Source organism: Aquamicrobium lusatiense (genome assembly GCF_014201615.1).
Taxonomy (GTDB): Bacteria; Pseudomonadota; Alphaproteobacteria; order Rhizobiales; family Rhizobiaceae; genus Mesorhizobium; species Mesorhizobium lusatiense.
On record NZ_JACHEU010000001.1, the window covers coordinates 1,016,786 to 1,041,349 of the forward strand.

Consider the following 24,564-nt stretch of genomic DNA (forward strand, 5'->3'; position numbering starts at 1 on the left):
TCAATCTTTCCGACTGGGCTTTGAACCACCGGTCCCTCGTCTGGTATTTCATGGCCGTGTTCCTGATTGCGGGTGTGGCTTCCTATGTGAAGCTTGGCCGCGAGGAAGACCCGAACTTCACCATCAAGACCATGGTGGTGCAGGCCAACTGGCCGGGCGCGTCCGTCGAAGAGACCCTCAACCAGATCACCGACCGCATCGAGAAGAAGCTGGAAGAGCTGGACGGGCTGGATTTCACCCGCTCGGTGACCACGGCCGGCCAGTCGGTCGTGTTCGTCAATCTGAAGTCCACGGTGAAGGCAAGGGACGTGGAGCCGAGCTGGGTGCGTGTGCGCAACATGCTCGAGGATATCCGCTCGTCGCTGCCGGAAGGCGTCTACGGGCCTTATTTCAATGACCGCTTCGGCGACGTGTTCGGCAACATCTACGCCTTCACCTCCGATGGCCTGTCGATGCGCCAGTTGCGCGATTATGTCGAGGATGTGCGCTCGCGCATCCTCACGATAGAGAACGCCGGCAAGGTCGAGCTGATCGGCGCGCAGGACGAGGCGATCTATCTGGAATTCTCGACCCGGCAGATCGCAGCCCTCGGTCTCGACCAGCAGGCCATACTGGACAGCCTGCAGGCGCAGAACGCCATCACGCCCTCGGGCGTTGTGCAGGCGGGGCCCGAGCGCATCAGCGTGCAGGTCAGCGGCCAGTTCAATTCGGAGGAGGATCTGCGCGCGGTGAACCTGCGCGTCAACGACCGTTTCTTCCGCCTTTCGGACGTGGCCACCATCACCCGCGGCTATGTCGACCCACCGAAATCCCTGTTCCGGGTCAATGGCGAGAACGCCATCGGGCTGGCCATCGGCATGAAGCCGAACGGCAATCTGCTGGAGTTCGGACAGGCTCTGGAAGAGCTGATGCAGAAGACGATGAGCGACCTTCCGGTCGGCATCGGCGTCTCCAAGGTGGCGGACCAGCCGGAGGTGGTCGATCACGCGGTTTCGGGTTTCACAAAGGCGCTGTTCGAGGCGGTCGTCATCGTGCTGGCGGTCAGCTTCGTCAGCCTTGGCGTGCGCGCCGGTCTGGTCGTGTCGCTGTCCATTCCGCTGGTGCTGGCCATCACATTTCTGACCATGTCCTACATGGACATCTCCTTGCAGCGCGTGTCGCTGGGCGCGCTCATCATCGCGCTCGGCCTTCTGGTCGACGATGCGATGATCGCGGTGGAGATGATGGTGGCGCGGCTGGAAAAGGGCGACCCGCTCAACAAGGCGGCGACCTATGTCTATTCCCACACCGCCTTTCCGATGCTGACGGGGACGCTGGTGACGATTGCCGGCTTCATCCCCATAGGGCTCAATTCCAGCCAGGCCGGCGAATACACCTACACGCTGTTCATCGTCATCGGTGTGTCGCTGCTGGTGTCGTGGATCGTGGCGGTGCTGTTCGCGCCCCTGCTTGGCGTGACGCTGCTGCCCGCGACCATGAAGCACAAGACGGCAGAGGAGCCGGGGCCGGTGATGCGCGTCTTTGGCCGCGCCCTGCTTGCCGCCATGCGGTTCCGCTGGCTGACGATCGTCATCACGGTCGTGCTGTTTGCAGTGGCGCTCTTCGGCATGACCTTCGTCGAGCGGCAGTTCTTCCCCGAATCGGACAGGCCCGAACTGGTGATCGACTGGCGCCTGCCCGAAAACAGCTCCATCGCCGACACGAGCGCGCAGATGGTGCGGTTCGAGGAGACGGTGCTGAAGGACAATCCCGACATCGATCACTGGAGCAGCTATATCGGGCAGGGCGCGGTACGCTTCGTGCTGGCCTTCGACGTACAGCTTTCTAATCCCTATTACGGGCAGATGGTAATCGTCGCCAAAGACATAGAGGCTCGCGACCGGTTGCGCCAGCAGTTCAACGACGTGCTGCGGCGGGAATTCGTCGGCACCGATGCCTTCGTCAAATATCTGGAGCTCGGGCCGCCCGTCGGCCGTCCGATCCAGTATCGCGTCTCGGGTCCGGATATCCAGACGGTGCGAGGTTACGCCCAGCAGCTCTCCGCCATTCTCGACACCGACGACCGGATGGGCGTTGCCGCCTATGACTGGAACGAGCCCGGCCGCGTGGTGCGCGTCGACGTGCTGCAGGACAAGGCCCGCAAGCTCGGCATTTCGTCGAAGGACATCGCCACCACCCTCAACGGCGTGGTCGGCGGCATCACCATCACGCAGGTGCGCGACGCCACCTATCTGGTCGATGTGGTGGTGCGCGCGCGCGAAGCAGAGCGCAACTCCATCGAGACGCTGCAAAATCTCCAGATCGCCACCGGCACGGGCTCTTCCGTGCCGCTCGCCGCCATCGCCGACTTCCGCTACGAGCTGGAGCAGCCGGTGGTGTGGCGGCGCGGGCGCATTCCCACCATCACGGTTTCCGCCGGCATCGTCGACAAGACCATGCCCGATACCATCGTCAGCGACATCGCGCCGAAGATCGATGCCTTCGCGTCGGGACTGCCGGCCGGATACAAGGTCGAGACAGCGGGAACGGTGGAGGAAAGCGCCAAGAGCCAGGGGCCGATCGTGGCCGTGGTGCCGCTGATGCTGTTCGTGATGGCCACCATCCTGATGCTGCAGCTGCAGAGCTTCCAGAGCCTGTTCCTCGTGGTGGCGGTGGCGCCGCTCGGCATCATCGGCGTATCGGTCGCCATGCTGCTCAGCGACAAGCCGCTCGGCTTCGTCGCCATTCTGGGCGTTCTGGCGCTGATCGGCATCCTGATCCGCAACTCGGTCATCCTCATCGTGCAGGTCGAGGATCATATCCGCGAGGGCCAGCATCCTTGGGATGCTGTGGTGGACGCTTCCACCCACCGCATGCGGCCGATCGCGCTCACCGCGGCCGCCGCCAGTCTGGCGCTGATCCCGATCTCGCGCGAGGTGTTCTGGGGACCAATGGCCTTCGCCATGATGGGCGGCATCATTGCCGGAACCGCGATCACGCTTTTGTTCCTGCCGGCACTCTATGTGGCGTGGCATCGGGTGAAGGAGCCTGCGGCGGAACCGGTCGAAGAAGTCTGAGACTGCGGGACGCGCGAAAACTATTCGTCCGCGTCCTGCGCCCCGCCCTCTGTCGCCATCGAGATCGGGATTTCGCCGGCTAGCAGCTTTTCGCGTGAAAGCAGGCCGGCATCTTCCAGCGCTTCGAAATCGGGCAGGTCCCGCAGGGTCTCAAGCCCGAAGTGGGACAGGAAAGTCTTCGTCGTCACATAGGTGTAGGGCGCGCCGGGTGTGGGGCTGCGCGGGCCATAGGCGATGAAATCCTGTCCGCGCAGAACCGCGATCAGGTCGCGGCTGATCTCCTTTGCGAAGAAGGAGGAAAGCTCGGCCCGCGTGATCGGCTGGAAATAGGCGATGGTCATGAGCACCAGCGCCTCTGTTTGCGACAGGGGGCGGGCTGACTTTGCCGCAGCCTGACCGGAAGCGGTGCGGATCGCCTCGGCGAAGGCCGGCCGGGTCCGGTGCTGCACGCCACCAGCTACCCTGACCAGATCGTAGGGCCGGCCGCGCAGTTCCTCGCGGATGTCGTCGATGATGAGATCGAGATTGCACTCGCGTCCGACAACCCGCGCCAGCACGTCGCGCGGCACCGGCTCGGAAGCGGCGAAGATCACCGCCTCGACGCGCCCCATCCACTCGCGCCAGCGCAATTCCGGCGGAAGGTGTTCAAGCTCGGTATCCAGCAGTGGCGGCTGCTTCGCTGCGCGGGGCCTGTCTTCATCCTGCGGGCGATCTGTCATGGTCACAGCCCGTAAATCCTGAACGAAGCCCGCCCGCTCAGCTCCCGCACCGCCTCGAACTGCTCCAGCCGCGCGAAAAGGCGCCGGGAGGCAAAGCGCGACAGCCGGCGCGAAGCAAAGGTGCCAGGCAGCGCGTCGTCCCCGAGCAGGATGTCCAGCACGTCGGAAGCGCCCTTGGCCCTCAGCTTCGGCGCGACTTCAAGCAGGTGCGCGGCGCGGCGCGATAGCGTGGCGGCCTCGCGCAGGGCTGAGGCAACCGCCTCGACCAGCGCCACGCACAGAACCTGTCCGAATTGCGGATCGCCCGGCCTGATTCGCTTTGAACGTCCGCCTTCGACACGGAAGATGGGCGTGAAGGCCATTGTCATGGCAAGCGGCACTGCCCGCTGCCAGCCAAGGCAGCGGGCCAGCACCAGATCGACGAGCCACCAGCACAGAAGCTCAGTGCGGGGTTCGAGCGCCATGATCGCGGCGGTTGCAGCCGCTGCCGCCAGCGGTGCCGGCCGGCCGGATGTCGCGGCCGTATCGACCATGCCGGCGATTGCCTGCCAGTCCATGTCACCCGGCAGCCCCATCAGCTCGGCCAGTGTCGCCAGCCCTTCCGCCTCGGCCTGTGGCCGCTGCCCGGCCAGCCGTCGCCACGCCGCGAAAAGATTTCCGGCCGGCCCGGGGTCGCCGTTTGCCGGGCACAGATACCAGGCATCGCGAAGCGCGGCCTGCGTCTCCGTGCGTCCCGCCATGCGGCACGCCTCGGCGGCACAGTCGAGCGCCAGCCGGTGCCGCCATGCGCCTGCCCAGACCGGTTCCGAGCGCACGAGGCTGTCGAGCGCATGAAGGGCGGCACCGGCTGAGAAGGCCGCGCCGACGGGATCGGCAGGGTCGGCGCGCGCCGTTACCCAGCCCGGCAGGCGCGGGATCACGTCAGGAACGACAGGAGGCGAATCGGAACGTCTGGCCATGGCCTGAATCTATGCCGCAGGTGCGCATGAAACCAGATTCCCGATTGCAATCCGCACAGCTTGTGAGGCCGGGCAGGTTTCAGCCTGCCTCTATGCGCAGCATATGGTTGTCCCAGACATGGTCGGGGTCGCTGAGCGTCGCGCCATCTGGGCCGACGATGACGCCGCCACCGGTGGTGGACAGGTAGCCCTTGCCGTCGGGAGCGATGCCGCACACCTCGGTCAGGTCCTGCGCCGACAGCACCTTGCTGGTCGCCGCCTCGATCACGGCAAGCGTGTTGCCCTGCGGCGAGGTCACGGCGACGGTGCCGGCGAGCGGATTGGCGGCAACCGAGCCGACATAGTTGCGCAGGCCGGCCAGCACATCCTGCGGCATGTCGATGAGCTGAATGCCCTTGTCGCGCGTGGCCTTGCCGACCAGCGGCGGCAGGTCCGTCACCGGGCCGCGATACTGGCAGCCGAACCACACATTGCCAGCGCCGTCCCGGTCCATATGCCGGATCGAGAGCTTGTGTAGCTCGGCGGGCAATTCGTGCTTCTCGATCAGTTCGCCGCTGATGCGGTCGACCAGCACATAGGAAGGCTGCATGGTGGCGATGTTGAGTTCGGCGCGGCCGAAATCGGGATGGGTTTCGATGCCGCCATTGGCAATCGCCAGCGTGCGCCCATCGCCCAACAGCAGAAGCTCGTGCGGGCCGACGCCATAGGTCGGAAATTCGCCCACGCGCCGAAAGTTGGAGCAGGCATCGTAGACCCCGATCATGCCCTCGGCATTGTCGAAATCGTTCTCGGTCGCGTAGAGCAGCGCGCCGTCCTGCGAGAACACGCCATGGCCGAAGAAGTGTCGGTCGGGAAGGCTGGGAATGGTCAGCGGTTCCTCGCGGCCCTTGTGGTCGAAAACCATGGCGAAGGTGCCGGGCTGGCGCGCGAACACCACGGCCCGGCCCGAAACCGGATCGAAGGTCACATCATGGCCGCGGTCCGGCAGGTCGACCGCATGCAGCACCTTGCCGTCCTCGGAAAGCACGGCGGCTCCGTAGCTGCCGTTGCGGCGCACGAAGGCGGTGGCGAAAACGGCGTCCGTGGCCATGGTGCGCGCCCAGGCCGAAGGGGTCATGGCCGCCGCAAAGCTCGCGCCTGCGGCGCGCAGGAAGTCGCGGCGGTCGATCAGCGGCGTGCGCATTTCAGTCTCCGTCGAGAGAGGAGAAGCCGGCGGTCAGCCCGAACTCGCCGCTCAGCCGCACACCGAACAGGTTGGAGAGGCTGGACGTGACGGTGCTGAGATAATCGAGCTTTTCGCGCCGGGCGGGATCATCAAGCGCCTCTTCGATCGGTCCGCTCACCGAGCGGGCCGCTTCCGCGCCGTTGGCGAACTGGATTTCGATGGATTCGGCGATCCATCGGGCGTCGGGTGACAGCGCATCGGCCAGATGCGAGGCCCGGAACAGGCCGCCCAGCCCTTCGAGATTGGCGGCGAGTGAAGCGGTGGTGCCCTGCGAGCGCCAGTAAAGCGCCTGCTTCGGCTTGTCCTTCTCCGGACGCAGGCCGAGAAAGCCCCTGAGCCGCACGTCGCGCACCATTTCCAGCCCGTTGATGAACACCCCCATAAGCTCGGTCACGGCCTCGGAGCCGTTGCGGTAGGTGAGGTTGTCCGGGCCGGGGCTGGCCCATATCGCGGCAAAGCCGTCCGGCTTGTTCCAGTCGTCGCGCACATCGGCGCTGATGGCGGCTATGTTGCCGGCCACGGCCGCACCGAAGGCGCAGCGATAGGCTCCATCCGCCGTCGCAAGCTCTTCGGCGTCGGTGCCGTACAGCACATATTCCAGCGCGCCGAAGCCCTGCATGGCAACGCTCTTTCGAGCGATCTTCTCCGCCTCCGTGGCGTCCGGGTCCCCGGCCGCGAGCGCTGCCTGAACCTGCTTGAGGCCGATGCTCTTGCGGTCGGGCCAGAACAGCATCCTCTCCAGCCGGTTGCCCTCGCGGATCGGGCCGAACATGATCAGTTCCACCTTCGCCCAACCTTGCGCTGCTTGCGTAAACCCGTCGCGGGCAGCGTCAAGCGAGGCTTGCGATGGCGTGGCGCACAGGGTTGCGACCGATTTTTCAAGCGCGGCGGTGCGTTCGGCGAGATCGCCATAGGCCGGGCGGATGAAGCCGTCGATCGCCTGACCGATCACATCGGAGGCCGGCATCGCCGCCTGAGCAGCGGCCGGGAGGAAAAGGGAGAAGGTGAATGCGACCGCCAGTGCTTTCATCTAGAGCGACTCCAGGAATTTGATCAGGGCTTCGCGTTCTTCGGCGCTGGCTGCCGCGAAACTGTCGCGCGCGCTTTGCGCCTCGCCACCATGCCACACTATGGCTTCGGTCAGATTGCGGGCGCGGCCATCATGCAGGAAAAATGTGTGGTTGTTGACCCTCTGCGTGAGTCCGATGCCCCACAGCGGCGGCGTGCGCCATTCATAGCCGTCGGCAACGCCCACCTGCTGGCCGTCGGCAAGGCCTTCGCCCATGTCGTGCAGCAGGAAATCGGAATAGGGCCAGATGAGCTGGAAGGCGTGCGCCTTGTTGGGCGCATCGCGGCGGGTGACGAATTTGGGTGTGTGGCAGGAGGCGCAGCCCATGTCGTAGAAGGCCTGCTTGCCGGCCAGAACGTCCGGCTTGTCGAGATTGCGCCGTGCCGGCACGGCAAGGTTCTGCGAATAGAACGTCACCAGATCCATGATCGGCTCCGGCGCCTCCGTGTCGCCAAGGCGGGGCTGAACGCCGGTCGGCATGTCGAGACAGGCTTTCTGCGCCGGCGTGCAATCGCCCCAGTGATGCGGCACTTCCGGAGAGGATATGCCGATGTCGCCGGCCAGCGCATCGGCGGATTGCTGACGAATGGTGGCCGTCTGGGCCTTCCAGCCGAAACGGCCGAGCGTCAGTTCACCGGTCAGCGTGTCGCGCACGATCGAGGCCCTGCCGGAAATGCCGTCGCCATCGGCATCGTCGGGATCGGCATTGGCAAGGATATCGGCCGGATGGATCTGCTCCACCAGACCCAGACCGATCATCGGATTGGCGATGCGCGGCGACAGCGTGGTGCGCGCGTCAAGCGGGCCGTAGCCGAGGTTTTCCACCGAATAGGCCGGCTTGCGCAGGGAAACCACGGTGCCGTCGTCCAGCGTGACCGGGACCTCCTCGTAGTCGATGCGCATGCGCCCTTCGCTCACCAGTCCGGGCACGGCAAGGTCCTGCAATTGCGTGCCGTAGACGGGGTCGGGGAAGTTCAGCACCTGATGCGCGGCGACCGCCTGCTTCTCCTCCTCCGTTTCAGCCTCGCGCGCCAGCCGCAGGAACATGGAGGTGGCGTCGGCCTTGCCCTCAGGGGGATGGCCGCGCCCATCCTTCAGGTGGCAGCTCTGGCAGGCGCGGGCATTGAACAGCGGCCCCAGCCCGTCCGATGCCTGCGTCGAAGAGGGCGACGAAACCCAGTTCTTGCGGAAGATGGCATTGCCGAGCTTGAAGGTGCTTTCTTCCTCAAAGGTGATGTTGGCGGAAAACTGCGAGAAGGAATCGGCGTTGACCCGCTTGCGGGTGGTCGCAGCCCCACCCTGCATCAGCTCGAACTGCTCGGGCTTGCTGAAGTCCGTGGTCGGGGCAGTGATCGCCCGCACCCGCGCCAGATCCTTCTCCGTCAGATCGTCGCGGATAGCCGGCACATCCGGCAGCTCCTGCGCGGCAGCGGGAATGAGACAGGCCAACAGCGAAAAGGCTGCCGCACAGACGCCGAAGCGGCGTGCGGCAGGCTGTACATGCGGAGCATCGAAGCCGGACCGCGGGCGGCGCAAAAGGTCTAGGATGCGCCGCATTCCCGCATGTCCTATGCCGCCTCGTTGGCCGGGGCGGCGTTAAGCAGGCCGTACTTTTCCTCACCCAGCGAAGCAAGGAGGTCGAGCTGCGTTTCGAGGAAGTCGATATGCCCTTCCTCGTCGATCAGCAGTTCCTCGAAAAGCTTCATGGTGACGTAGTCGCCCAGTTCATTGCAAATCTCGCGCGACCGCTTGTAGGAGGTGCGCGCGTCGTATTCTCCGGCCAGATCCGATTCCAGCACTTCCTTGACGTTCTGTCCGATGCGCAAAGGCGCCACGGATTGAAGGTTCGGATGGCCTTCCAGGAAGATGATGCGCGCCACCAGCTTGTCGGCGTGCTGCATTTCCTCGATGGACTCCTCGCGTTCCTTCTTTGCGAGCTTCAGATATCCCCAGTCTTCCAGAAGACGGTAATGCAGCCAGTACTGGTTGACCGCGCCAAGTTCCAGAAAAAGGGCTTCGTTAAGCCGCTCGATGATTTGTGGGTCGCCTTTCATGGGTCCTGCTCCCGTATTGGACGCGCAATTCTCTCACGCGAGCCAAGTGTGAAACGATATCCACGCCGCCCGCCTCCGAGCGGACGTGGTAGTCCTCGGTTACCCGAATGATCGTTTCGACCACATTTGGGAAGCAGCCGCAACAGCGACCGCGCTTCTTCATATAGTGATAGACTTTCGCTGGCACGATCAGCTGCCACGGATCGCTGTCCAGCAGATCGATGATTGCTTTCTCGATCTCCTTTTCGGTGATGATGTTGCAGTGACAGATCAGCATGTCGTTCCTGGCCTGGCTGGGCGGTGCCTTTCACCGGCACCGCTGTCGCTGGAATGAAGGAGGTTGCCAGCCCTTATTCGAAGACTTTGTCCGGTGAATCGAGGCTGTCGGAGCCTTCGAAGGCGATGGCGTCGAGCTTCAAGGCAGCGACGACGCGTTCGATCGACTTGGTCTGGTCGACCAGCGCGTCGATGGCGGCCTGCACGGTGGCATTGCCTTCCGCATTGCCTTCGCCGATCTGCTGGTCATAGGCCTCTCCGGCTTCGGCGCGGGCGGCAATGGCTTCCATTTTGGCGACCGTGGCGTCCAGCTTGCCGGACAGCTCCGTATCGAGCGCCGGATCGGTTTCCTTGACCAGATCGGACAGCGAGGGACCGGCGACAGACGATCCGTCGATGCGCTTGTAGCTGCCGAGATAAGCCTCGCGAATGCCGACCGCGTCGTAGAGATGGGAGATATGGGTGTTGTCGGAGAAGCAGTCGTGCTCTTCCTCCGGATCATGCAGCAGAAGCCCGAGCTTCATGCGCTCGCCGGCCAGCTCGCCATAGGAAAGCGAACCCATGCCGGTCAGGATGGTGGAAAGGCCGGTCTTTTCGTCGCCGTCGTTCAGCGCCTTGCGGGCTTCGCCGTCGTCCTTCCAGTTGTCGACCATCTCCTGCAGATCCGCGACCAGCAGGGTGGACGCCGACTTCAGATACTCGGCGCGACGCTCGCAGTTGCCGCCGGTGCAGTTGGCCTTGTCGTAGTCGGTGTAGGGACGCTTGCCGGCGCCGGGACCCGTGCCGTTGAGGTCCTGACCCCACAGCAGGAATTCGATGGCATGATAGCCGGTGGCCACGTTGGCCTCGATGTCGCCGGCTTCCTGCAGGGTTTCGGACAGGAATTCCGGCGTCAGGCTGGAGGCGTCGACCTCTTGCCCGTCGATCTCGATCTTGGTGTTGGCGATGACATTGGCCGTGTAGAGGCCGTTCTCGTCGGATTCGGTGCCATAGCTGGCGTCGACATAGTCGATCAGACCTTCATCCAGCGGCCAGGCGTTCACGCGGCCTTCCCAGTCGTCGACGATGGCATTGCCGAAACGGTAGACTTCGGTCTGCTGATAGGGAATGCGGGCCGCCTTCCATGCCGCCTTTGCCGCGTCCAGCGTCTCGGCGGAGGGGGTGGCGATGAGGGCGTCGATGGCGACGTCCAGCGCCCTGGCGGTGGTCAGCGAGTCCTCGTATTTGGCAAGCGCGATGTCGGCATAGGTTTTCACCACAGCCTTCGGATCAGTGTCAGCCTTCGCCGGCAGAATGAAAATAGCTGCAGTCAGCGCCGCGGTGGCGCCAATCGCCGCCATTCTGCCCATTGAGCGGGTCGAGGCCCAGCTTCTGATCATCGCTCTCATCTCCTACAAGAATTAGACGTCCGTCAGACAGCGCCGGGGAGGCGACCGGTGCCGGCAGAACGGACTTTTCCGAAAGAAGGAGATGATGTCACGATCGACCCGGCGTCTTGCCGTGGACGGGGCAGGAGAAATCCACAGCGGACCTTGCCGAAACGAAACAACATCGAAGCCTCCAATCGAAAGGGTTAAAGGCCCTTACATTAAAGGAATGCGTCAGGACGCTCGTTCATAAAGCCTCACATTCGCTGAAAGTCAACTTGAATCTGGAAAAAGGGCAATTAAAACAATAGTTTAGAATTATTCTAAACTATTGGAGTCATGTTTATCCCGATGCTTTAACAGGCGCTTTCCGGTTGACAGGCCGCCGGCACTGGTGCGACGCCCGACAGGCCCTCTTGAGATATGAAAAAACAATCTCCAACTGGCAGGGGCCTCTGCCTGAGAGGCCGAAACAGGGAAAGCAGGTGCCATGACGAGCGGTACGATCATTGTTGGGGCCGGCCATGCCGGCGTTCAGGCCGCGGCCAGCCTGCGCGAGGAGGGCTATGACGGGCCGGTGGTGCTGATCGGCGAGGAACAGGAGCTTCCCTACCACAAGCCGCCCCTGTCCAAGACCTTCATCAAGGATGCGGCGGCAAAGCCGCAGCCGCTGCGCGGCGAAAGCTTCTATGAAGGCAATTCGATCGACTATCGTCCGGGCCTGCATGTCGAGCGCATCGATCTCGCCGGTCGCCGCCTTGAGCTTGCCGGTGGTGCTTCGCTCGCCTTCGACAGGCTGATCCTCGCGACGGGTTCGCGGCCTCGCAGTCTTCCGGTTGAAGGGGCCGGGCTGCCGGGCGTTGTCTCCTTGCGCGAAGTGGCCGATGCGCGCCTCATCCGCGAGCTGAGCGCATCCTGCACCGACGTGGTGGTGCTGGGCGGCGGGTTCATCGGTCTGGAGATCGCGGCGACCCTGCGCGCCGCCGGCCGCAACGTCACCGTCGTCGAGGCGGCCGACAGGCTGCTTGGCCGCGTCGTGGCAGCCCCCATAGGGGAGTATGTCCGCCAGCGTCTGGCCGATCTCGGCGTGCGCATCCTCACCGGCACCACCGTCAGCCGGCTGGAGGGCGAAAAAGGCCATGTATCGGCCGCCGTCACGGCGGCGGGCGAGCGCCTCCCCGCCCAGCTCGTCATCGTCGGCGTCGGTGTCGTGCCCAATGTCGAGCTTGCCGGGCAGGCCGGCATCGCCATCTCGAACGGCATCCGCGTCGATCATCAGATGCGCACATCCGTGCCGGAAGTTCTTTCGGTGGGCGATGTGGCCTCATACCGGCACTGGTTCACCGGCGGCGACGTGCGCCTGGAATCGGTGCAGAATGCCACCGATCAGGCGCGTCTGGCAGCACGCACCATCACCGGCGGCACCGATGCGTATGGAGCCGTCCCATGGTTCTGGTCGGATATAGGCGACATGAAGCTGCAGATGGTGGGTCTGACCGCCGGCGCCGACAGCCATCTGACCGTAGGCATGCCACAGGACAACAGGTTCTCCGTATATCATTTCGCGGGAGACCGGCTTGTGGCGGTAGAATCCGTCAACCGCCCGGCCGACCATATGCTCGGCCGCAAGATGCTGGCCGCAGGCTTTTCGCCGTCGCGCGAGGCGGTGGCGGAGGGAGCCGATGCTCTCAAGGCCGCGCTCGCGGCTGCCGGGTGAAAGAAAAAAGCCCCGTCCTCTGAACGAGGCGGGGCTTTCAGCTTCGATGCGTATCCGGCTACTTGCGGGCCAGAAGGTCGCGGATTTCCGTCAGCAGCGCCACATCGGCGGGTGGCGGGGCCTCTTCGGCCGCTGCCGGCTGAGTTTCAAGGCGACGGCGCACATTGTTGACGGCCTTGACCATCAGGAAAATGATCCAGGCGAGGATCACGAAGTTGAGCAGCACGGTAATGAACGAACCGTAGGCGAACACCGCGCCCTGCTGCTTGGCTGCCTCGAGAGAGGTGGCTGTAATATTCGACGACAACGGCAGGAAGTAGTTGTTGAAGTCGAGACCGCCGAAGATCGCACCGACGATCGGCATGATGATGTCGTTGACCAGCGAATCGACGATCTTGCCGAAGGCACCGCCGATGATCACACCGACGGCCAGATCCATCACATTGCCTCTGGAAATAAACTCCTGAAATTCCTTCAGCATTTGCCTCTCCAATATTTGCGGCTCAGGCCGCCTGTGTTGCAGCTTCGCTTGCCGGAAGCCCGTGGGACAATAGCAGAAACCATGGGTTGAAAAACCGGGAAATCGCAGGCAGTGCCTGCTCTCATACAGGCCTAAGGTTGCAGTGGACAGGTTTGGTTTGCTGTGATTGCCTTCAGAACCGGAAGCCATGGAAAGCGAGCCGTGCTGGGCTGGTTGATCGTCATAGCTGCAATTCTTTATGTGACGATGCTGTTTGCCGTCGCAGCCTTCGGCGATCGTCATGCGGCAAGGCGCGGGCCGATAGCGTCCCGGCCGTATATCTATTCGCTCAGCCTTGCGGTCTACTGCACGTCGTGGACGTTTTTCGGCTCGGTGGGACTGGCTTCTGAACGGGGGCTGGAGTTCCTCACCATCTATGCCGGGCCGATCCTCATCTTCATCTTCGGCTATCCGTTCCTGAAGCGCATCATCACGCTCAGCAAGGCGGAGAAGATCACCTCGATCGCCGATTTCCTTGCCGCCCGCTATGGCAAGAGCTTCGCGGTCGCCTCCATCGCCACCATCATCGCCACCGTCGGCGTCATTCCCTACATCGCACTGCAGCTGCGCTCCATCGCGGGCTCCATCGGGCTGATGGTGGCCTTCTATTCGCCCGACGTGATCTCCGACGCCTTCGTCTATCGTGACGTCGCCTTCGTCGTGGCCTTCCTGCTGGCGGTGTTCGCCGTGCTGTTCGGCACCCGCCATGCGGACGCGACCGAGCATCAGGACGGTCTGGTGCTGGCCATGGCGGTGGAATCGGTCATCAAGCTGGCCGCGTTCCTTGCCGTGGGCGTCGCCATCACGCTGTTCCTTCTGGAGCGCCACGGCAATCTCTTTGAATTCATGCATGCAAACGACATGGCGCAGGCCGCCATGGCCTACGAGACCACGCCGGCGACATGGATCGTGATGACGCTGCTGGCTGCAGCCGCAATCATCATGCTGCCGCGACAATTCTACATGACCATCGTGGAGAACCGTTCCGACCAGGAGCTGAAGACCTCCGGCTGGCTGTTCCCGCTCTATCTGGTGCTCATCAACCTGTTCGTGGTGGTCATCGCCTTCGGGGGGCTGGCCGTGGTCGGCGAGGGCGCCAGCGCCGATCTTTATGTGCTGGCGGTGCCGCTCTTCCATGGCCAGAACACCATGGCCATGATCGCCTTCATTGGCGGGCTGTCGGCCGCGACCGCCATGGTGATCGTGGAAAGCGTCGCGCTTTCGATCATGATCTCCAATGATCTGGTGATCCCGCTGGTGCTGCGGCGTCTGCTGCGTTCGGCTTCCGGCGAGCGGGAGGACTGGTCGAAGGTCATCATCGTCATCCGCCGCGCGGCGATCTTCAGCATCCTGTTCATCTCGTTCCTCTATTATCTGGAGATGGCCGACAATGTGCGCCTCGTCGCCTTCGGCCTGATCTCCTTCGCCGCCGTCGCCCAGTTCGCGCCGGCCTTCGTCGGCGGCCTGATCTGGCGCGGCGCCAATGCGCGGGGGGCGGTGCTGGGCATGATCGCCGGCATTCTGACCTGGGCCTACACGCTCTTCATCCCCTCCCTGTTCCCGGCCGACACTGCCTTTCTCGTGGAGGGGCCGCTGGGCATCGCGGCGCTGCGCCCGCAGTCGCTGTTCGGCACCAGCGGCGAGCCGCTGACCCATGGCGTGTTGTGGAGCCTCTCCATCAATCTCGCTTTCTACATCCTGGGCTCGCTGTCGCGCGCCTCCTATCCGCGCGAGCGCATTCAGGCGGCGATCTTCGTGCCGCGCGAGACGGGGCCGATGCCGGGCCTCAGGCGCATGCGCACCAGCGTCACCATCAACGAGGTGAAGGACACCATAGCGCGCTATCTCGGGGTGGAGCGCACCGAACGGTCGTTCCAGTCGTTCGAGCAGCGCGAGGGGCGCAGCTTTCCCGGACATTCGCCCGCCACGGACGAGGCGCTGAGGTTCGGCGAGCAGCTTCTGGCGAGCGCCGTCGGCTCCTCTTCGGCGCGCCTCATCCTGTCCCTGCTGGTGCAGCGCCATGACCGTTCCGCAAAGCGCGCCTTCCGCCTGCTCGACGATGCCTCGGACGCGCTCCAGCAGAACCGCGACCTGCTCCAGATCGCACTGGACCAGATGGAGCAGGGCATCACCGTCTTCGACAAGGATTTGCGGCTGACCTGCTGGAACCGGCAATACCGCCTGTTGTTCGATCTGCCGGACGAGATGGGGCAGGTGGGCATTTCGCTGACCCAGATCCTTGGTTTCCTGGGCGATCGCGGCGATATTTCGGGTGGCGAGGAAATGGCCGCGCTTGACCGCCTGACCCGTTTTGGCGAACCGTGGCAACTGGAGCTGAGAACCAGCGGACGTATCCTCGAACTGCGCTCGAATCCCATGCCCGATGGCGGCATCGTTGCCACTTATGCCGACATCACCCGGCGCATGCAGGCCGATCTCGCGCTGAAGCGGGTGAACGAGACCCTGGAGCAGCGGGTGGCGCGGCGCACGGCGGAACTCACGCAGGTCAACGAGGAACTGGCGCAGGCGCAGAAGATCGCCGAGGAGGCCAATCTCGGCAAGACGCGCTTCCTCGCCGCCGTTGGCCACGACATTCTCCAGCCGCTCAATGCCGCGCGGCTTTACTGCTCGTCGCTGATCGAGAAAGCGCCGGAAGGGCCATTGGGTGATGCCGCCGTCAACATCGAATCCTCGCTGGAATCGGTGGAGACGATCCTCGGTGCCGTGCTCGACATATCACGCCTCGATGCCGGGGCCATGAAACCCGACGAGACCGTTTTCAGCCTCGACGGCCTGCTCCAGCAGATCGCCACCGATTTCCAGCCCATGGCCTCGGCCAAGGGGTTGCGCCTGCGCATCGTGCCTTCAAGGGTGCATGTGCGGACCGACCGCAACCTGTTTCGCCGTCTGGTCCAGAATCTCGTGTCCAACGCGGTCAAGTACACACGGCGGGGCACTGTGCTCGTTGGTGCGCGCCGGCGTGGCGGGCTGATCGAGCTGCAGGTGATCGATACCGGCATCGGCATCGGTGGCGACAAGCTCAACACCGTGTTCCGCGAGTTCATGCGCCTCGACGAGGGGGTGAGGGAAGCGGACGGGCTGGGGCTCGGCCTCTCCATCGTCGACCGCATCGCGCGCGTTCTGCACCTTGAAATCCGCATCTTTTCGCTGCCGGGCAAAGGCACGCGCTTTTCCGTGATTCTGCCTGTCGTCACGGGTGAGGCCGCCCGGCCGGTCCGATGCCAGACCCCGACGCAAAGGACTTTCTCGACGCTGGCTGGCCTGTCGATCCTCTGCATCGACAACGATCCCCGAATTCTCGACGGCATGCGCCTCCTGCTGGAAGGGTGGGGTTGCGAGGTCCGGGCCTTTTCGGGCCTGCGTGCCTTTATGAGCGCGCGCGGGCGTCTTTCGCCGCCGGACATCATTCTGGCCGACTATCATCTCGACGGCGAGAACGGGCTCGACGCCATCGATCGGCTGCGCGAAATCTATGGTCCCGAAACGCCGGCGGTTCTGGTGACGGCGGACCGCTCGACCGAGGTGCGCGGCGAGGCCGAAAGGCGCGGCGTCACCGTGATCAACAAGCCGGTGAAGCCGGCTGCCCTGCGCACCATGCTGTCGCGGGTGCGGCCGCTGGCGGTGGAGTGAAGCAGGACGCCGTCTGCGGGGATGCTTTAGGCAGCGGCGATGGAATCGGTGCCGATCTTGGCGAGCTGGATGACGGCCTGCGTGCGGCTGTCGACGCTGAGCTTCTGGAGAATGGCCGAGACATGCGCCTTCACGGTGGCTTCCGAGACGCCCAGCTCATAGGCGATCTGCTTGTTGAGCAGGCCTTCGCCCAGCATGCTGAGAACGCGCGTCTGCTGTGGTGTCAGGGTCTGGAGCCGGCGGATCAGGTTGGAGATCTCCGGGTCGCGCTCCTCGCCGAGATCCATTTCCGCGGGCGCGGCGATGCCGCCATCCAGCACGGTGCGCACCGCACTGCGGATGTCGTCCATGCTCGCCGATTTGGAGATGAAGCCGGACGCGCCAAGCTCCAGCGCGCGCCGGATGGTGACGGGGTCGTCATGGGCGGAAACCACCACGATCGGCAAGGAAGGCTGGATGCCATGCAGCGAGATCAGCCCGGAAAGGCCGCTGGCGCCGGGCATTGCGAGGTCGAGCAGCAACAGGTCGATGTCGCCCTCGCCAAGCAGCGCCGTCTTGGCGCTCTCGAAGTCGCCGGCCTCCACAATGCAGGGCGCGTCGCCTATTCCGGCGATCGCCTCTCTCAGGGCGCCGCGAAACAAAGGGTGATCGTCAGCGATGACGAAAGTGTAGCCTGACGGCAATGGCGTCCTCCCCGCTCCCGATACTGTAGGAAATTGACGGGAACAGTCGACAAACTATGCGCCCATGGCCGCGCTGTTCAAGTGCAAACTGTATATTCTTTCAGAACTTGCCGCCGGGCGGATCAATTTTGCCGAACGGAGCACCGCTCAGGTGCGATCGGGACCCGGTCCCGCAGGCGGCGGATCCTCCTTTTCAATATCCCTGACGATGCCCATGAACGACCGGAAGAAGCGCTCCATATAGCCCATGGTCTTGTTGAATTCTTCTTCCGACGGCAGGCTGGATTCGAGGCGTGAGGTGAGCGAGTTCTCGAGTTTGGCGACACGCTCCTCCAGCGCCTTCACCTGACCCTGCATCCGGTCCATTTCATCCTGAACCACGCTGCGTTCGTCCGCGGCCATGCGGCAGACAAGCTGGCCGGACTGTTCGCGGCAGGTCGACATCGCGCCGGTGACCGTATCCATGCGCACATAGCCATCGCCGGTCTTTTCCAGCCGGTAGCGCTCGGCATCGCCCTCCGCCGAGGCGGGCGCGCAAAGCAGGCCGAAGAGGGGCAGGGAAATCAGGATGCGGCCACGCATGAGGAAACTCCTTCCGGCCGGAACAGTGCAAGTCTTCAGGCCTACAACGCCGGTCCCGGCATAAGGTTCACCATGCCCGAAACGGGGATGGACGCACAGGCGCACTTTCCACCGCGCAAGCTTGGCGCTATAGCCCGCTCATGTCGAGCTTCATCTACAAGATCGTTCCGCAGAGCCTGTGGCGCGAGGCTGAGCGTACCGGAACCTTCACCGGCGCGCCGGTGGATATTGCCGACGGCTATATCCATTTTTCCACGGCCGCGCAGGTGCGCGAGACGGCCTCGAAGCACTTCGCCGGGCAGGACGACCTGCTGCTGGTGGCAGTGCATGGCGTGGCGCTCGGGGATGCCCTGCGCTGGGAACCCTCGCGCGGCGGTGCTCTTTTCCCGCATCTTTACACAGCCCTTCCCGTCGGTGCGGCATTGTGGGTCCGTCCGCTGCCGCTGGCTCCGGACGGGCAACACCTCTTTCCCGAACTGGAGACGGCATGAGCCTGACGGATGCGATCGGCAGGAAGCTGCTGTTCTCCCTCGATCCGGAAACCGCGCATGGCGTTTCCATCACAGCCCTGCGCTGCGGGCTGCCGGTCGGGTGCAAGTCGCGGCATGACGAGCGCCTGCGGGTCAGGCTGTGCGGGCTGGACTTTCCCAATCCGCTGGGCATGGCTGCCGGTTACGACAAGAACGCCGAGGTTCCGGATGCGCTGCTTGGCCTTGGCTTCGGCTTTGCCGAGGTCGGCACCGTCACCCCGCTGGCACAGCCCGGCAATCCGCGCCCGCGCATCTTTCGCCTGACGGCGGACGATGCCGTGATCAACCGGCTGGGCTTCAACAATGAAGGCCATGACGCGGCGCTGCGCCGGCTGGAAGCCCGCAAGGCGCGCGCCGGTATCGTCGGCGTCAACATCGGCGCCAACAAGGACAGCGCCGACCGCATCGCCGATTACGAGCTCGGCGTGAAGCGCTTCGCGCCGCTGGCATCCTATCTCACCGCCAATATTTCCTCGCCCAACACGCCGGGCCTGCGCAACATGCAGGCGCGCGAGCAGCTTGCAGAACTGCTTTCGCGGGTGATGGCCGCGCGCGAGGCTGCTGCTGCACGACCTCCGGTCTTTCTCAAGATCGCGCCCGATCTGGTCGAGGCGGAACTGGAGGACATCGCCGCCGAGGTTCTGGCGAGCGGCATCGACGGGGTGATCGTCTCCAACACCACCATTTCGCGCCCGCCCCTGAAAAGCGGCGCGGTGGCCGCGGAAACCGGCGGCCTGTCGGGCAAGGTGCTGTTCGGGCGCTCGACCACCGTGCTGGCCAGGATGCGCCGGCTGCTCGGGCCGGAAATCGCCATCGTCGGCGTCGGCGGCGTGGATTCGGCTGAGACGGCGCTGGAAAAAATCCGCGCCGGTGCCGATCTCGTCCAGCTCTATACGGGCATGATCTTTGCCGGCCCTTCGCTGCCGGGCCGTGTCGTATCCGGCATGAGCGCCGCGCTTGAGCGCGAGGGCGTTGGCTCTGTGCGCGACCTTCGTGACAGCGCGCTTGACCAATGGGCCGCGAAGCCCCTGTGAAGCGACGGCTTGCTCCGGAATTGCCCTGACCGTCAGTCCGTCAGCCGCCCGAGGCGAATGTCGCGCGCTCGCGCCGGGGCAGCATGGCAAGCAGCCCCAGCCCCCGCATCAGCAGGAACAGATGCAAGGCGATCCACAGACCGTGATTGCCGAAAACGGGAGTCAGCGCGACCATGGCAAGGGCGAATGCCGCGAGGGACAGCAGCATCGTGTTGCGCATGTCGGAGGACCACGTCGCCCCAATGAACACGCCGTCGAGTTCAAAAGCCAGCACGGCGCTCATGGCCGTGAAGGCCGCCCATGGCAGGAAGATACTGGCGACTTCGCGCACATCCTCGGCCGTGGTGAGCAGGGCGACCAGATCGTTTCCCCAGATGTAAAGGGCTGCGGTGGCAACGCCGGCGAGCACGAAGCCCCATATGGCGCACAGCTTTACCGCAAGGCGGAACGCGTTGCGGTCGCGTGCGCCCACGGCACGGCCGGTGAGTTGTTCGGCGGCGGTGGCGAAGCCGTCCAGAAAGAAGGAGGTGGTGAGGAAGAAATTCATCAGCACGGCATTTGCGGCCAGCGTCACCGTACCGAACTGGGCGCCCTGGCGGGCAAACAGCGCAAAGGTCGCCAGAAGCGCGAAGGAGCGGATCATGATGTCGCGGTTGAGCGACAGCATGCGGGTGATGGCGGCAATGTCGGCGATCCGCGAAAGGCTGATGCGGTCCTGCCTGCGAAACCGCGTGAGCACGATCGCCATCCCGGCCAGCACGGCGGTCAGCTCGCCGCCGACCGTGCCCCAGGCGATGCCGGCAACGTTCCAGCCGAGATACAACCCCAGCACCAGTGAGAAGATAACGTGGGTGCCGTTGAGCAGGATTTGCAGGCCAAGCGCGGTCCTGCCCTCGCCGCGTCCCAGAAGATAACCCAGCACGGCATAGTTGATGAGGGCGAAGGGCGCGCCCACGAGACGGATGCGCACATAAGTTTCGAGCGCGGAACTGACTTCCGGCTCGGCATCGAGAAACCGGATGCCGCCGGCCGCGATGAGCGGCGCCAGAACGGTGATGGCGAGACCGATCATCACCGCGATGAAGAAGGCGCGCCAGAACACGGCCTGCTCTTCGCCCCGGTCCGCGGCGCCGAAGGCCTGCGCAACGAGGCCGGTCGTGCCGGAGCGCAAAAAATTCATCGTGGTGAAAACCACATCAATGACCAGCGCACCGGCGGCCAGACCGCCAAGCAGCGCCGCATTGCCATACTGGCCGATGATCGCCGTATCGGTGAGACCGAGCAACGGCGTCGTCATGTAGGCCAGCGTCATCGGCACAGCGATGGCGAGCACCGTGCGGTTGGACACGATGAAGGTCTCGGCCGGGAGCGTTTGGGCCGGGACGGCCTGCGCCGGCGGGGGTGGCTTCGTGTTCACAGCCGGCTAGACTCCGCCCGCGCCGTTGCTATTTGCGGTAATTGGCGATCCGGATCAGCAGGAAGGCCGGAATCACGATCGCCGCTCCCAGCAACACATAGCCGAGCACGCGATCGATGGCGCGGAAGCCGAGGTTCCAGATGTCGAGGAAGAAGTTGCGGATGCCCATGACGATGTCATAGGGCGACCAGCCAAAGGCGCTCATCACCAGACCGACGAGGAAGGAGACGACGAGCAGCTTGAGAAGGACGCGCATCGGCGAATCGCCGAGAAAGCGGGCAAGGGCGGACACGACATTCTCCTTCCGATCCGTTCGTTTCTGAAATAGGCAACGGACGGCGAGGCTGCAAGCAAAACCATGCCGGGGTTTTACCCTCAATGAAGGCAGGCAGGGCAAACGCTTTGTGATTGCGGGGCGAGCCCCGCGCATGCTAACGAAGCGCTGCGCGGGTATGATGTAATGGTAGCCTGTCAGCTTCCCAAGCTGAACGCGCGGGTTCGATTCCCGCTACCCGCTCCAGGCTCCCGGTTTTTCTGATCTCAGTATTGCCCGCGATAGTAGCGATCGTCGCATTCGGCGACATAGACGCGTCCGTCAGGCGCCTGATAACGGCACATCTGGCGATCGCCCGGCTGCGGGCCGCCCGAGGTCGCCACAACCGCACCCAGAAGCGCACCGGCGCCGGCGCCGATCAGCGTGCTCTTGGTGTCGCGGCCGATGGCCTGGCCGACAAGCGCGCCACCCGCGCCGCCGAGTGCCGCGCCCGTGGTTGCGCGCTGCTGCTGCGGCGTCTGCGAGCAACCGGCAAGGCCGATCGTCAGCGCCACGGCACCCATGGCCGCGAATTTCATGATGTTCATGTTTTCCATCTCCTTGTCTGCCAAGCCGTGACTTAGAATGCATATCCAAGATGAACGCAACCTGACCATGGCGGGTTCCGTTTCGTCGATTTTTCTCCGCGCATGGATGGTACAGAACGGAAAACGGCACCCGCGCGATGCGCGAGTGCCGTCCTCCGGAATTCTGAAACAGCATTCGGTCAGAAAGTGCCGCTCAGCGAGATGTAGTAGCTTCTTCCCGGTTCGTTATAGGTGTTGGCGCCTTCGCCGGTCCGCAGGAGCTTCTTGTCGAACAGGTTCTTGATGCCGGCACTGAACTTGAAGTTTTCGTTAGCCTTGAAATCAAAGCCTGTGTTCACGATCGTATAGGCTTCCCGCTCGGACAGCCCGACGCCGGTAATGGGGCTGTTGCCGTATCCGGAAGATCTCGTTGCAGGCTTGATCTTGCCGTAATGCGTGGCTGACAGCATGAGCGCCAGCTTTTCTGAAGCCTGCCATTCCAGCGAGGTGTTGATCGTATAGTCCGGGATCAGCGAGTAGGGCTGTCCCCGGCTGTTGCGGGATTCGATCATCTTGGTGAAGTTCGTCGACCAGGTCAGGTTGTCCAGAACAGGAACCGACAGGTTTCCTTCCAGCCCCTGAATGACGCCAGGCCCGCCATTTTCCCAGCGATAGACGTAGTTGTCATAATATCCGCCGAGCCGATTGTTCCAGATATTGTGAAAGATCCCGTAGATCGTGTCGCCCGTGGTTATCTTGTTCTTGTAGTCGTTATGGAAATAGGTGATGCCAGCGTTCCAGCCTGCAACATTCGTGTAGTTGATGCCGATCTCCTTGTTGACGCTGATCTCGGGATCGAGGTCCTCGTTGCCGAGAATATAGCAGGGTCCCTGTCCGGGAGGGCAGCCGCCGCCGGCGCTGTTATAGATATAGTTCGGGTTGGTCTGGAACAGGTTCGGTGCCTTGAACGGCCTTGCAATGCCCCCTTTGATCGTGATGTCGTCGGTGAGTTTCCATGATGCATTGAGGCTTGGGCTCGCATTGAAGCCAAACTTGTCATGGTAATCGAAACGAACCGCCGGAGTGACGATCCAGTCGTCTCCGACCAGAATGTTGTCCTCGAAATAGATGCCGACCATGTTTGCGGAACTGCTTGTCGGACGATCGCCGGGTGTAAGCGGCACGCCCACATCTCCGGGAAGCGCCTGCCCGATGGAGATCGAGGCCGGATCGTCAAAGAATTCCCCCCTGTATTCCACGCCGACCGTCATTTTCTGATCGTAGACAAGCGTTACGGGAATGTTGAATTCGGAACGTGCCGAAACAACGTCGAGCGTTGATTCCACTCGCTGGGGCCCGTCGCCGCTGGTGATGATGGTGCCCTCACCGCCGCCGGTATTGCCCTCCTGGAACCGGTTGTTGAGCGTGCGCTCCCACTGAATGTAGCTGTCGGAATCGCCGAAACCATATTGCCCCGCATGGGTTGCCGACAGCGTCGTGCGAGTCATCCGGTTGGTTTCTTCGCCCTTGCGGGCGATCTCCTGAAGGACCTCGCTGGACGTGCCGCCGAACAGGGTATCTCCGGCATATTTGTTGCCCTGACGGCTCAATCCCGCTTCAAAATCCAGACGGTGATCCGGATTGACCTGCCAGCTCAGCAGTCCCTTCAGGTCCTTGTTGACGACGCCTTCGCGGCCGGCCGGGTTCATGGTGACCACCTTGTTGCCGTTGCGGTCCACCGTCTCCGTGCCGGGGCCGTTGATGTCGAGATCATCGGGATCTGTAACGCTGATATTGCCGTATATGCGATAGGAAAGAGCGTCGCTCAGCGGGCCTGAGGCAACGACATTCGCCCGCCTGTTGCCGCCCTCCCGGGAATCCTCCGGAACATTTGCGTAAGTGGTTACGCTGACCGATTTTTCCGTAGCGCGCTTGGTGATGATGTTCACCACGCCGCCTGATGCGCCCGATCCGTAACGGGCGGCTGCCGGGCCGCGCAGCACCTCGATACGCTCGATCGCTTCTGCTGGAACCCAGTTGGAATCGCCGCGTGTATCGCGCTCGCCGCCGAAGCTGAAGCGGACGGAGTTGCGCGAAAGAACCGGCTTGCCGTCGATAAGGATGAGGGTGTTCTCAGGCCCCATGCCGCGGATGTCGATCTGGCGCTGATTGCCACGGTTACCGGTGGTGGTGTTTCCGGTCAGGTTGACGCCGGGCATCTTGCGGATGATTTCCGAAATATCGTTGGCTGGCGGCGACTTTTCGATGTCCTCGGCCGAGATGTTGGAAACGCCCGGCGCCTGTTTGGTTTGCTCGCCCGCCGAAAGCACCACAACCTCGTTGAGAACGATGGTTCCGGCTTGTTCTTTCCTGGCCTTTTCCTTTTCTTCCTTGGTTTTTGAGCCTGCTGTCTGCGCATGTGCCGAGAGCAGGCTGACGGACATCAGCAGGCCAATAGCCGTAGCTGTCCGGAAAGCTCTGTGGAAATTCATTGCGGTGTCCCTCACTTCGCTGTCGGCCAACAGGCACCGGCCCTCCACGAGGATTTCTCCTGCGGCTGGTCGGCTGACTGGCTGAAGTGGAAGATGAGTGCGCTGTCGGCTTGTGTGATGCCGATGCGACTGGCTTGTTCAGTATCTGGTCATTCGCATCCAGCACACGTCATCCAGGCGCAAGCGCCTGTTTGACGACCCCCTTTAACCATCTCTCTCACATGAAAGAGATAGGTGTATAAAACATGACTACAAGAGTCATGTTTTCCGTATAAGGCTTGCTTTCCGTCAGGAGAAGGGGTGTCTGTGATCCGGCAAAACATCCCGGGGAATGTGTGGCAAAAAGGCCGCAGCGGTATGCTGCGGCCTTTGT

Annotated in this window: 20 protein-coding genes and 1 tRNA gene; 6 read left to right on the forward strand and 15 right to left on the reverse strand. The window is 63.4% G+C overall.

From position 1 onward, the window contains the following. Positions 1-50 precede the first annotated feature (50 nt). Positions 51-3,056: an efflux RND transporter permease subunit gene (locus HNR59_RS04880; RefSeq protein WP_246374615.1), complete on the forward strand. Its 3,006-nt coding sequence runs from the start codon at positions 51-53 to the stop codon at positions 3,054-3,056. 20 nt (positions 3,057-3,076) lie between these two features. On the opposite strand, the gene scpB is transcribed toward HNR59_RS04880, so the two are convergent. From scpB to HNR59_RS04920, 8 genes are all read right to left on the reverse strand, one after another. Further along, positions 3,077-3,775 (reverse strand): SMC-Scp complex subunit ScpB, encoded by a 699-nt coding sequence (scpB, locus tag HNR59_RS04885; protein ID WP_183831332.1) that lies wholly within the window; start codon positions 3,773-3,775, stop codon positions 3,077-3,079. Between the two features lie 2 nt (positions 3,776-3,777). After that, positions 3,778-4,734, reverse strand: a complete 957-nt coding sequence (locus HNR59_RS04890; protein ID WP_183826753.1) for a DUF1403 family protein — start codon at positions 4,732-4,734, stop codon at positions 3,778-3,780. Between the two features lie 79 nt (positions 4,735-4,813). Next, a complete protein-coding gene (locus tag HNR59_RS04895; RefSeq protein ID WP_183826755.1) occupies positions 4,814-5,917 on the reverse strand; it encodes a DUF1513 domain-containing protein in 1,104 nt (367 codons plus the stop codon). Position 5,918: 1 nt separating this feature from the next. Continuing rightward, on the reverse strand, positions 5,919-6,989 hold the full coding sequence (locus HNR59_RS04900; RefSeq protein WP_183826758.1) for an imelysin family protein: 1,071 nt from the start codon (positions 6,987-6,989) through the stop codon (positions 5,919-5,921). Further along, entirely contained in the window at positions 6,990-8,585 is a 1,596-nt protein-coding gene (locus HNR59_RS04905; RefSeq protein WP_183826760.1) for a di-heme oxidoreductase family protein, read from the reverse strand. A gap of 11 nt (positions 8,586-8,596) precedes the next feature. Then, a complete protein-coding gene (bfr, locus tag HNR59_RS04910) occupies positions 8,597-9,082 on the reverse strand; it encodes a bacterioferritin (RefSeq protein ID WP_183826763.1) in 486 nt (161 codons plus the stop codon). Beyond that, positions 9,048-9,359, reverse strand: coding sequence for a (2Fe-2S)-binding protein (locus HNR59_RS04915; protein ID WP_183826766.1), 312 nt, complete (start codon positions 9,357-9,359; stop codon positions 9,048-9,050). Before HNR59_RS04915 ends, bfr begins: the two co-directional genes overlap by 35 nt. 73 nt (positions 9,360-9,432) lie before the next feature. Continuing rightward, positions 9,433-10,707: an imelysin family protein gene (locus tag HNR59_RS04920; RefSeq protein ID WP_183831334.1), complete on the reverse strand. Its 1,275-nt coding sequence runs from the start codon at positions 10,705-10,707 to the stop codon at positions 9,433-9,435. Positions 10,708-11,215: 508 nt separating this feature from the next. On the opposite strand from HNR59_RS04920, the gene HNR59_RS04925 reads away from it, so the two are divergent. Further along, complete coding sequence (locus HNR59_RS04925; protein ID WP_183826769.1) at positions 11,216-12,442, forward strand: NAD(P)/FAD-dependent oxidoreductase; 1,227 nt, start codon at positions 11,216-11,218, stop codon at positions 12,440-12,442. A 58-nt stretch (positions 12,443-12,500) separates the two neighbouring features. Here HNR59_RS04925 and mscL read toward each other — a convergent pair whose 3' ends face one another. Beyond that, positions 12,501-12,923 (reverse strand): large conductance mechanosensitive channel protein MscL, encoded by a 423-nt coding sequence (gene mscL / locus HNR59_RS04930; RefSeq protein ID WP_183826772.1) that lies wholly within the window; start codon positions 12,921-12,923, stop codon positions 12,501-12,503. Between the two features lie 201 nt (positions 12,924-13,124). On the opposite strand from mscL, the gene HNR59_RS04935 reads away from it, so the two are divergent. Next, positions 13,125-16,613 carry a NahK/ErcS family hybrid sensor histidine kinase/response regulator gene (locus HNR59_RS04935; RefSeq protein WP_183826775.1) on the forward strand — a complete coding sequence of 1,163 codons (3,489 nt, stop codon included), beginning with the start codon at positions 13,125-13,127 and terminating at the stop codon, positions 16,611-16,613. A gap of 26 nt (positions 16,614-16,639) precedes the next feature. On the opposite strand, the gene HNR59_RS04940 is transcribed toward HNR59_RS04935, so the two are convergent. Continuing rightward, positions 16,640-17,296 (reverse strand): response regulator transcription factor, encoded by a 657-nt coding sequence (locus tag HNR59_RS04940; RefSeq protein ID WP_183826778.1) that lies wholly within the window; start codon positions 17,294-17,296, stop codon positions 16,640-16,642. Positions 17,297-17,443: 147 nt separating this feature from the next. After that, on the reverse strand, positions 17,444-17,878 hold the full coding sequence (locus HNR59_RS04945) for a hypothetical protein (protein ID WP_183826782.1): 435 nt from the start codon (positions 17,876-17,878) through the stop codon (positions 17,444-17,446). Positions 17,879-18,018: 140 nt separating this feature from the next. On the opposite strand from HNR59_RS04945, the gene HNR59_RS04950 reads away from it, so the two are divergent. Both HNR59_RS04950 and HNR59_RS04955 read left to right on the forward strand, forming a co-directional pair. Then, entirely contained in the window at positions 18,019-18,369 is a 351-nt protein-coding gene (locus tag HNR59_RS04950) for a DUF952 domain-containing protein (RefSeq protein ID WP_183826785.1), read from the forward strand. Continuing rightward, positions 18,366-19,442, forward strand: a complete 1,077-nt coding sequence (locus HNR59_RS04955) for a quinone-dependent dihydroorotate dehydrogenase (protein ID WP_183826788.1) — start codon at positions 18,366-18,368, stop codon at positions 19,440-19,442. The genes HNR59_RS04950 and HNR59_RS04955 overlap by 4 nt, the downstream gene beginning before the upstream one ends. 40 nt (positions 19,443-19,482) lie before the next feature. Here the strand turns inward: HNR59_RS04955 and HNR59_RS04960 are convergent, their stop codons facing one another. Together HNR59_RS04960 and HNR59_RS04965 are read right to left on the reverse strand one after the other, a co-directional pair. Next, entirely contained in the window at positions 19,483-20,859 is a 1,377-nt protein-coding gene (locus tag HNR59_RS04960) for an MATE family efflux transporter (protein WP_425488620.1), read from the reverse strand. A 28-nt stretch (positions 20,860-20,887) separates the two neighbouring features. After that, entirely contained in the window at positions 20,888-21,115 is a 228-nt protein-coding gene (locus HNR59_RS04965) for a DUF6460 domain-containing protein (RefSeq protein ID WP_183831338.1), read from the reverse strand. A gap of 190 nt (positions 21,116-21,305) precedes the next feature. Between HNR59_RS04965 and HNR59_RS04970 the strand changes: the two genes are divergently transcribed. Beyond that, positions 21,306-21,379, forward strand: a tRNA-Gly gene (locus HNR59_RS04970). 20 nt (positions 21,380-21,399) lie between these two features. On the opposite strand, the gene HNR59_RS04975 is transcribed toward HNR59_RS04970, so the two are convergent. Further along, complete coding sequence (locus HNR59_RS04975) at positions 21,400-21,720, reverse strand: YMGG-like glycine zipper-containing protein (protein ID WP_183826791.1); 321 nt, start codon at positions 21,718-21,720, stop codon at positions 21,400-21,402. Between the two features lie 179 nt (positions 21,721-21,899). After that, positions 21,900-24,191: a FepA family TonB-dependent siderophore receptor gene (locus HNR59_RS04980; RefSeq protein WP_183826794.1), complete on the reverse strand. Its 2,292-nt coding sequence runs from the start codon at positions 24,189-24,191 to the stop codon at positions 21,900-21,902. Positions 24,192-24,564: the final 373 nt, after the last annotated feature.

Excerpts from the sequence above, each read along its gene's own strand:
- bfr (WP_183826763.1), bottom strand. The coding sequence starts at position 9,082 with ATGAAAGGCGACCCACAAATCATCGAGCGGCTTAACGAAGCCCTTTTT.
- scpB (WP_183831332.1), bottom strand. The coding sequence starts at position 3,775 with ATGACAGATCGCCCGCAGGATGAAGACAGGCCCCGCGCAGCGAAGCAG.
- HNR59_RS04895 (WP_183826755.1), bottom strand. The coding sequence starts at position 5,917 with ATGCGCACGCCGCTGATCGACCGCCGCGACTTCCTGCGCGCCGCAGGC.
- HNR59_RS04905 (WP_183826760.1), bottom strand. The coding sequence starts at position 8,585 with ATGCGGCGCATCCTAGACCTTTTGCGCCGCCCGCGGTCCGGCTTCGAT.
- HNR59_RS04955 (WP_183826788.1), top strand. The coding sequence starts at position 18,366 with ATGAGCCTGACGGATGCGATCGGCAGGAAGCTGCTGTTCTCCCTCGAT.
- HNR59_RS04965 (WP_183831338.1), bottom strand. The coding sequence starts at position 21,115 with ATGCGCGTCCTTCTCAAGCTGCTCGTCGTCTCCTTCCTCGTCGGTCTG.
- HNR59_RS04925 (WP_183826769.1), top strand. The coding sequence starts at position 11,216 with ATGACGAGCGGTACGATCATTGTTGGGGCCGGCCATGCCGGCGTTCAG.
- HNR59_RS04980 (WP_183826794.1), bottom strand. The coding sequence starts at position 24,191 with ATGAATTTCCACAGAGCTTTCCGGACAGCTACGGCTATTGGCCTGCTG.
- HNR59_RS04890 (WP_183826753.1), bottom strand. The coding sequence starts at position 4,734 with ATGGCCAGACGTTCCGATTCGCCTCCTGTCGTTCCTGACGTGATCCCG.
- HNR59_RS04950 (WP_183826785.1), top strand. The coding sequence starts at position 18,019 with ATGTCGAGCTTCATCTACAAGATCGTTCCGCAGAGCCTGTGGCGCGAG.
- HNR59_RS04945 (WP_183826782.1), bottom strand. The coding sequence starts at position 17,878 with ATGCGTGGCCGCATCCTGATTTCCCTGCCCCTCTTCGGCCTGCTTTGC.
- HNR59_RS04920 (WP_183831334.1), bottom strand. The coding sequence starts at position 10,707 with ATGGGCAGAATGGCGGCGATTGGCGCCACCGCGGCGCTGACTGCAGCT.
- HNR59_RS04975 (WP_183826791.1), bottom strand. The coding sequence starts at position 21,720 with ATGAACATCATGAAATTCGCGGCCATGGGTGCCGTGGCGCTGACGATC.
- HNR59_RS04900 (WP_183826758.1), bottom strand. The coding sequence starts at position 6,989 with ATGAAAGCACTGGCGGTCGCATTCACCTTCTCCCTTTTCCTCCCGGCC.
- HNR59_RS04880 (WP_246374615.1), top strand. The coding sequence starts at position 51 with ATGGCCGTGTTCCTGATTGCGGGTGTGGCTTCCTATGTGAAGCTTGGC.
- HNR59_RS04915 (WP_183826766.1), bottom strand. The coding sequence starts at position 9,359 with ATGCTGATCTGTCACTGCAACATCATCACCGAAAAGGAGATCGAGAAA.
- mscL (WP_183826772.1), bottom strand. The coding sequence starts at position 12,923 with ATGCTGAAGGAATTTCAGGAGTTTATTTCCAGAGGCAATGTGATGGAT.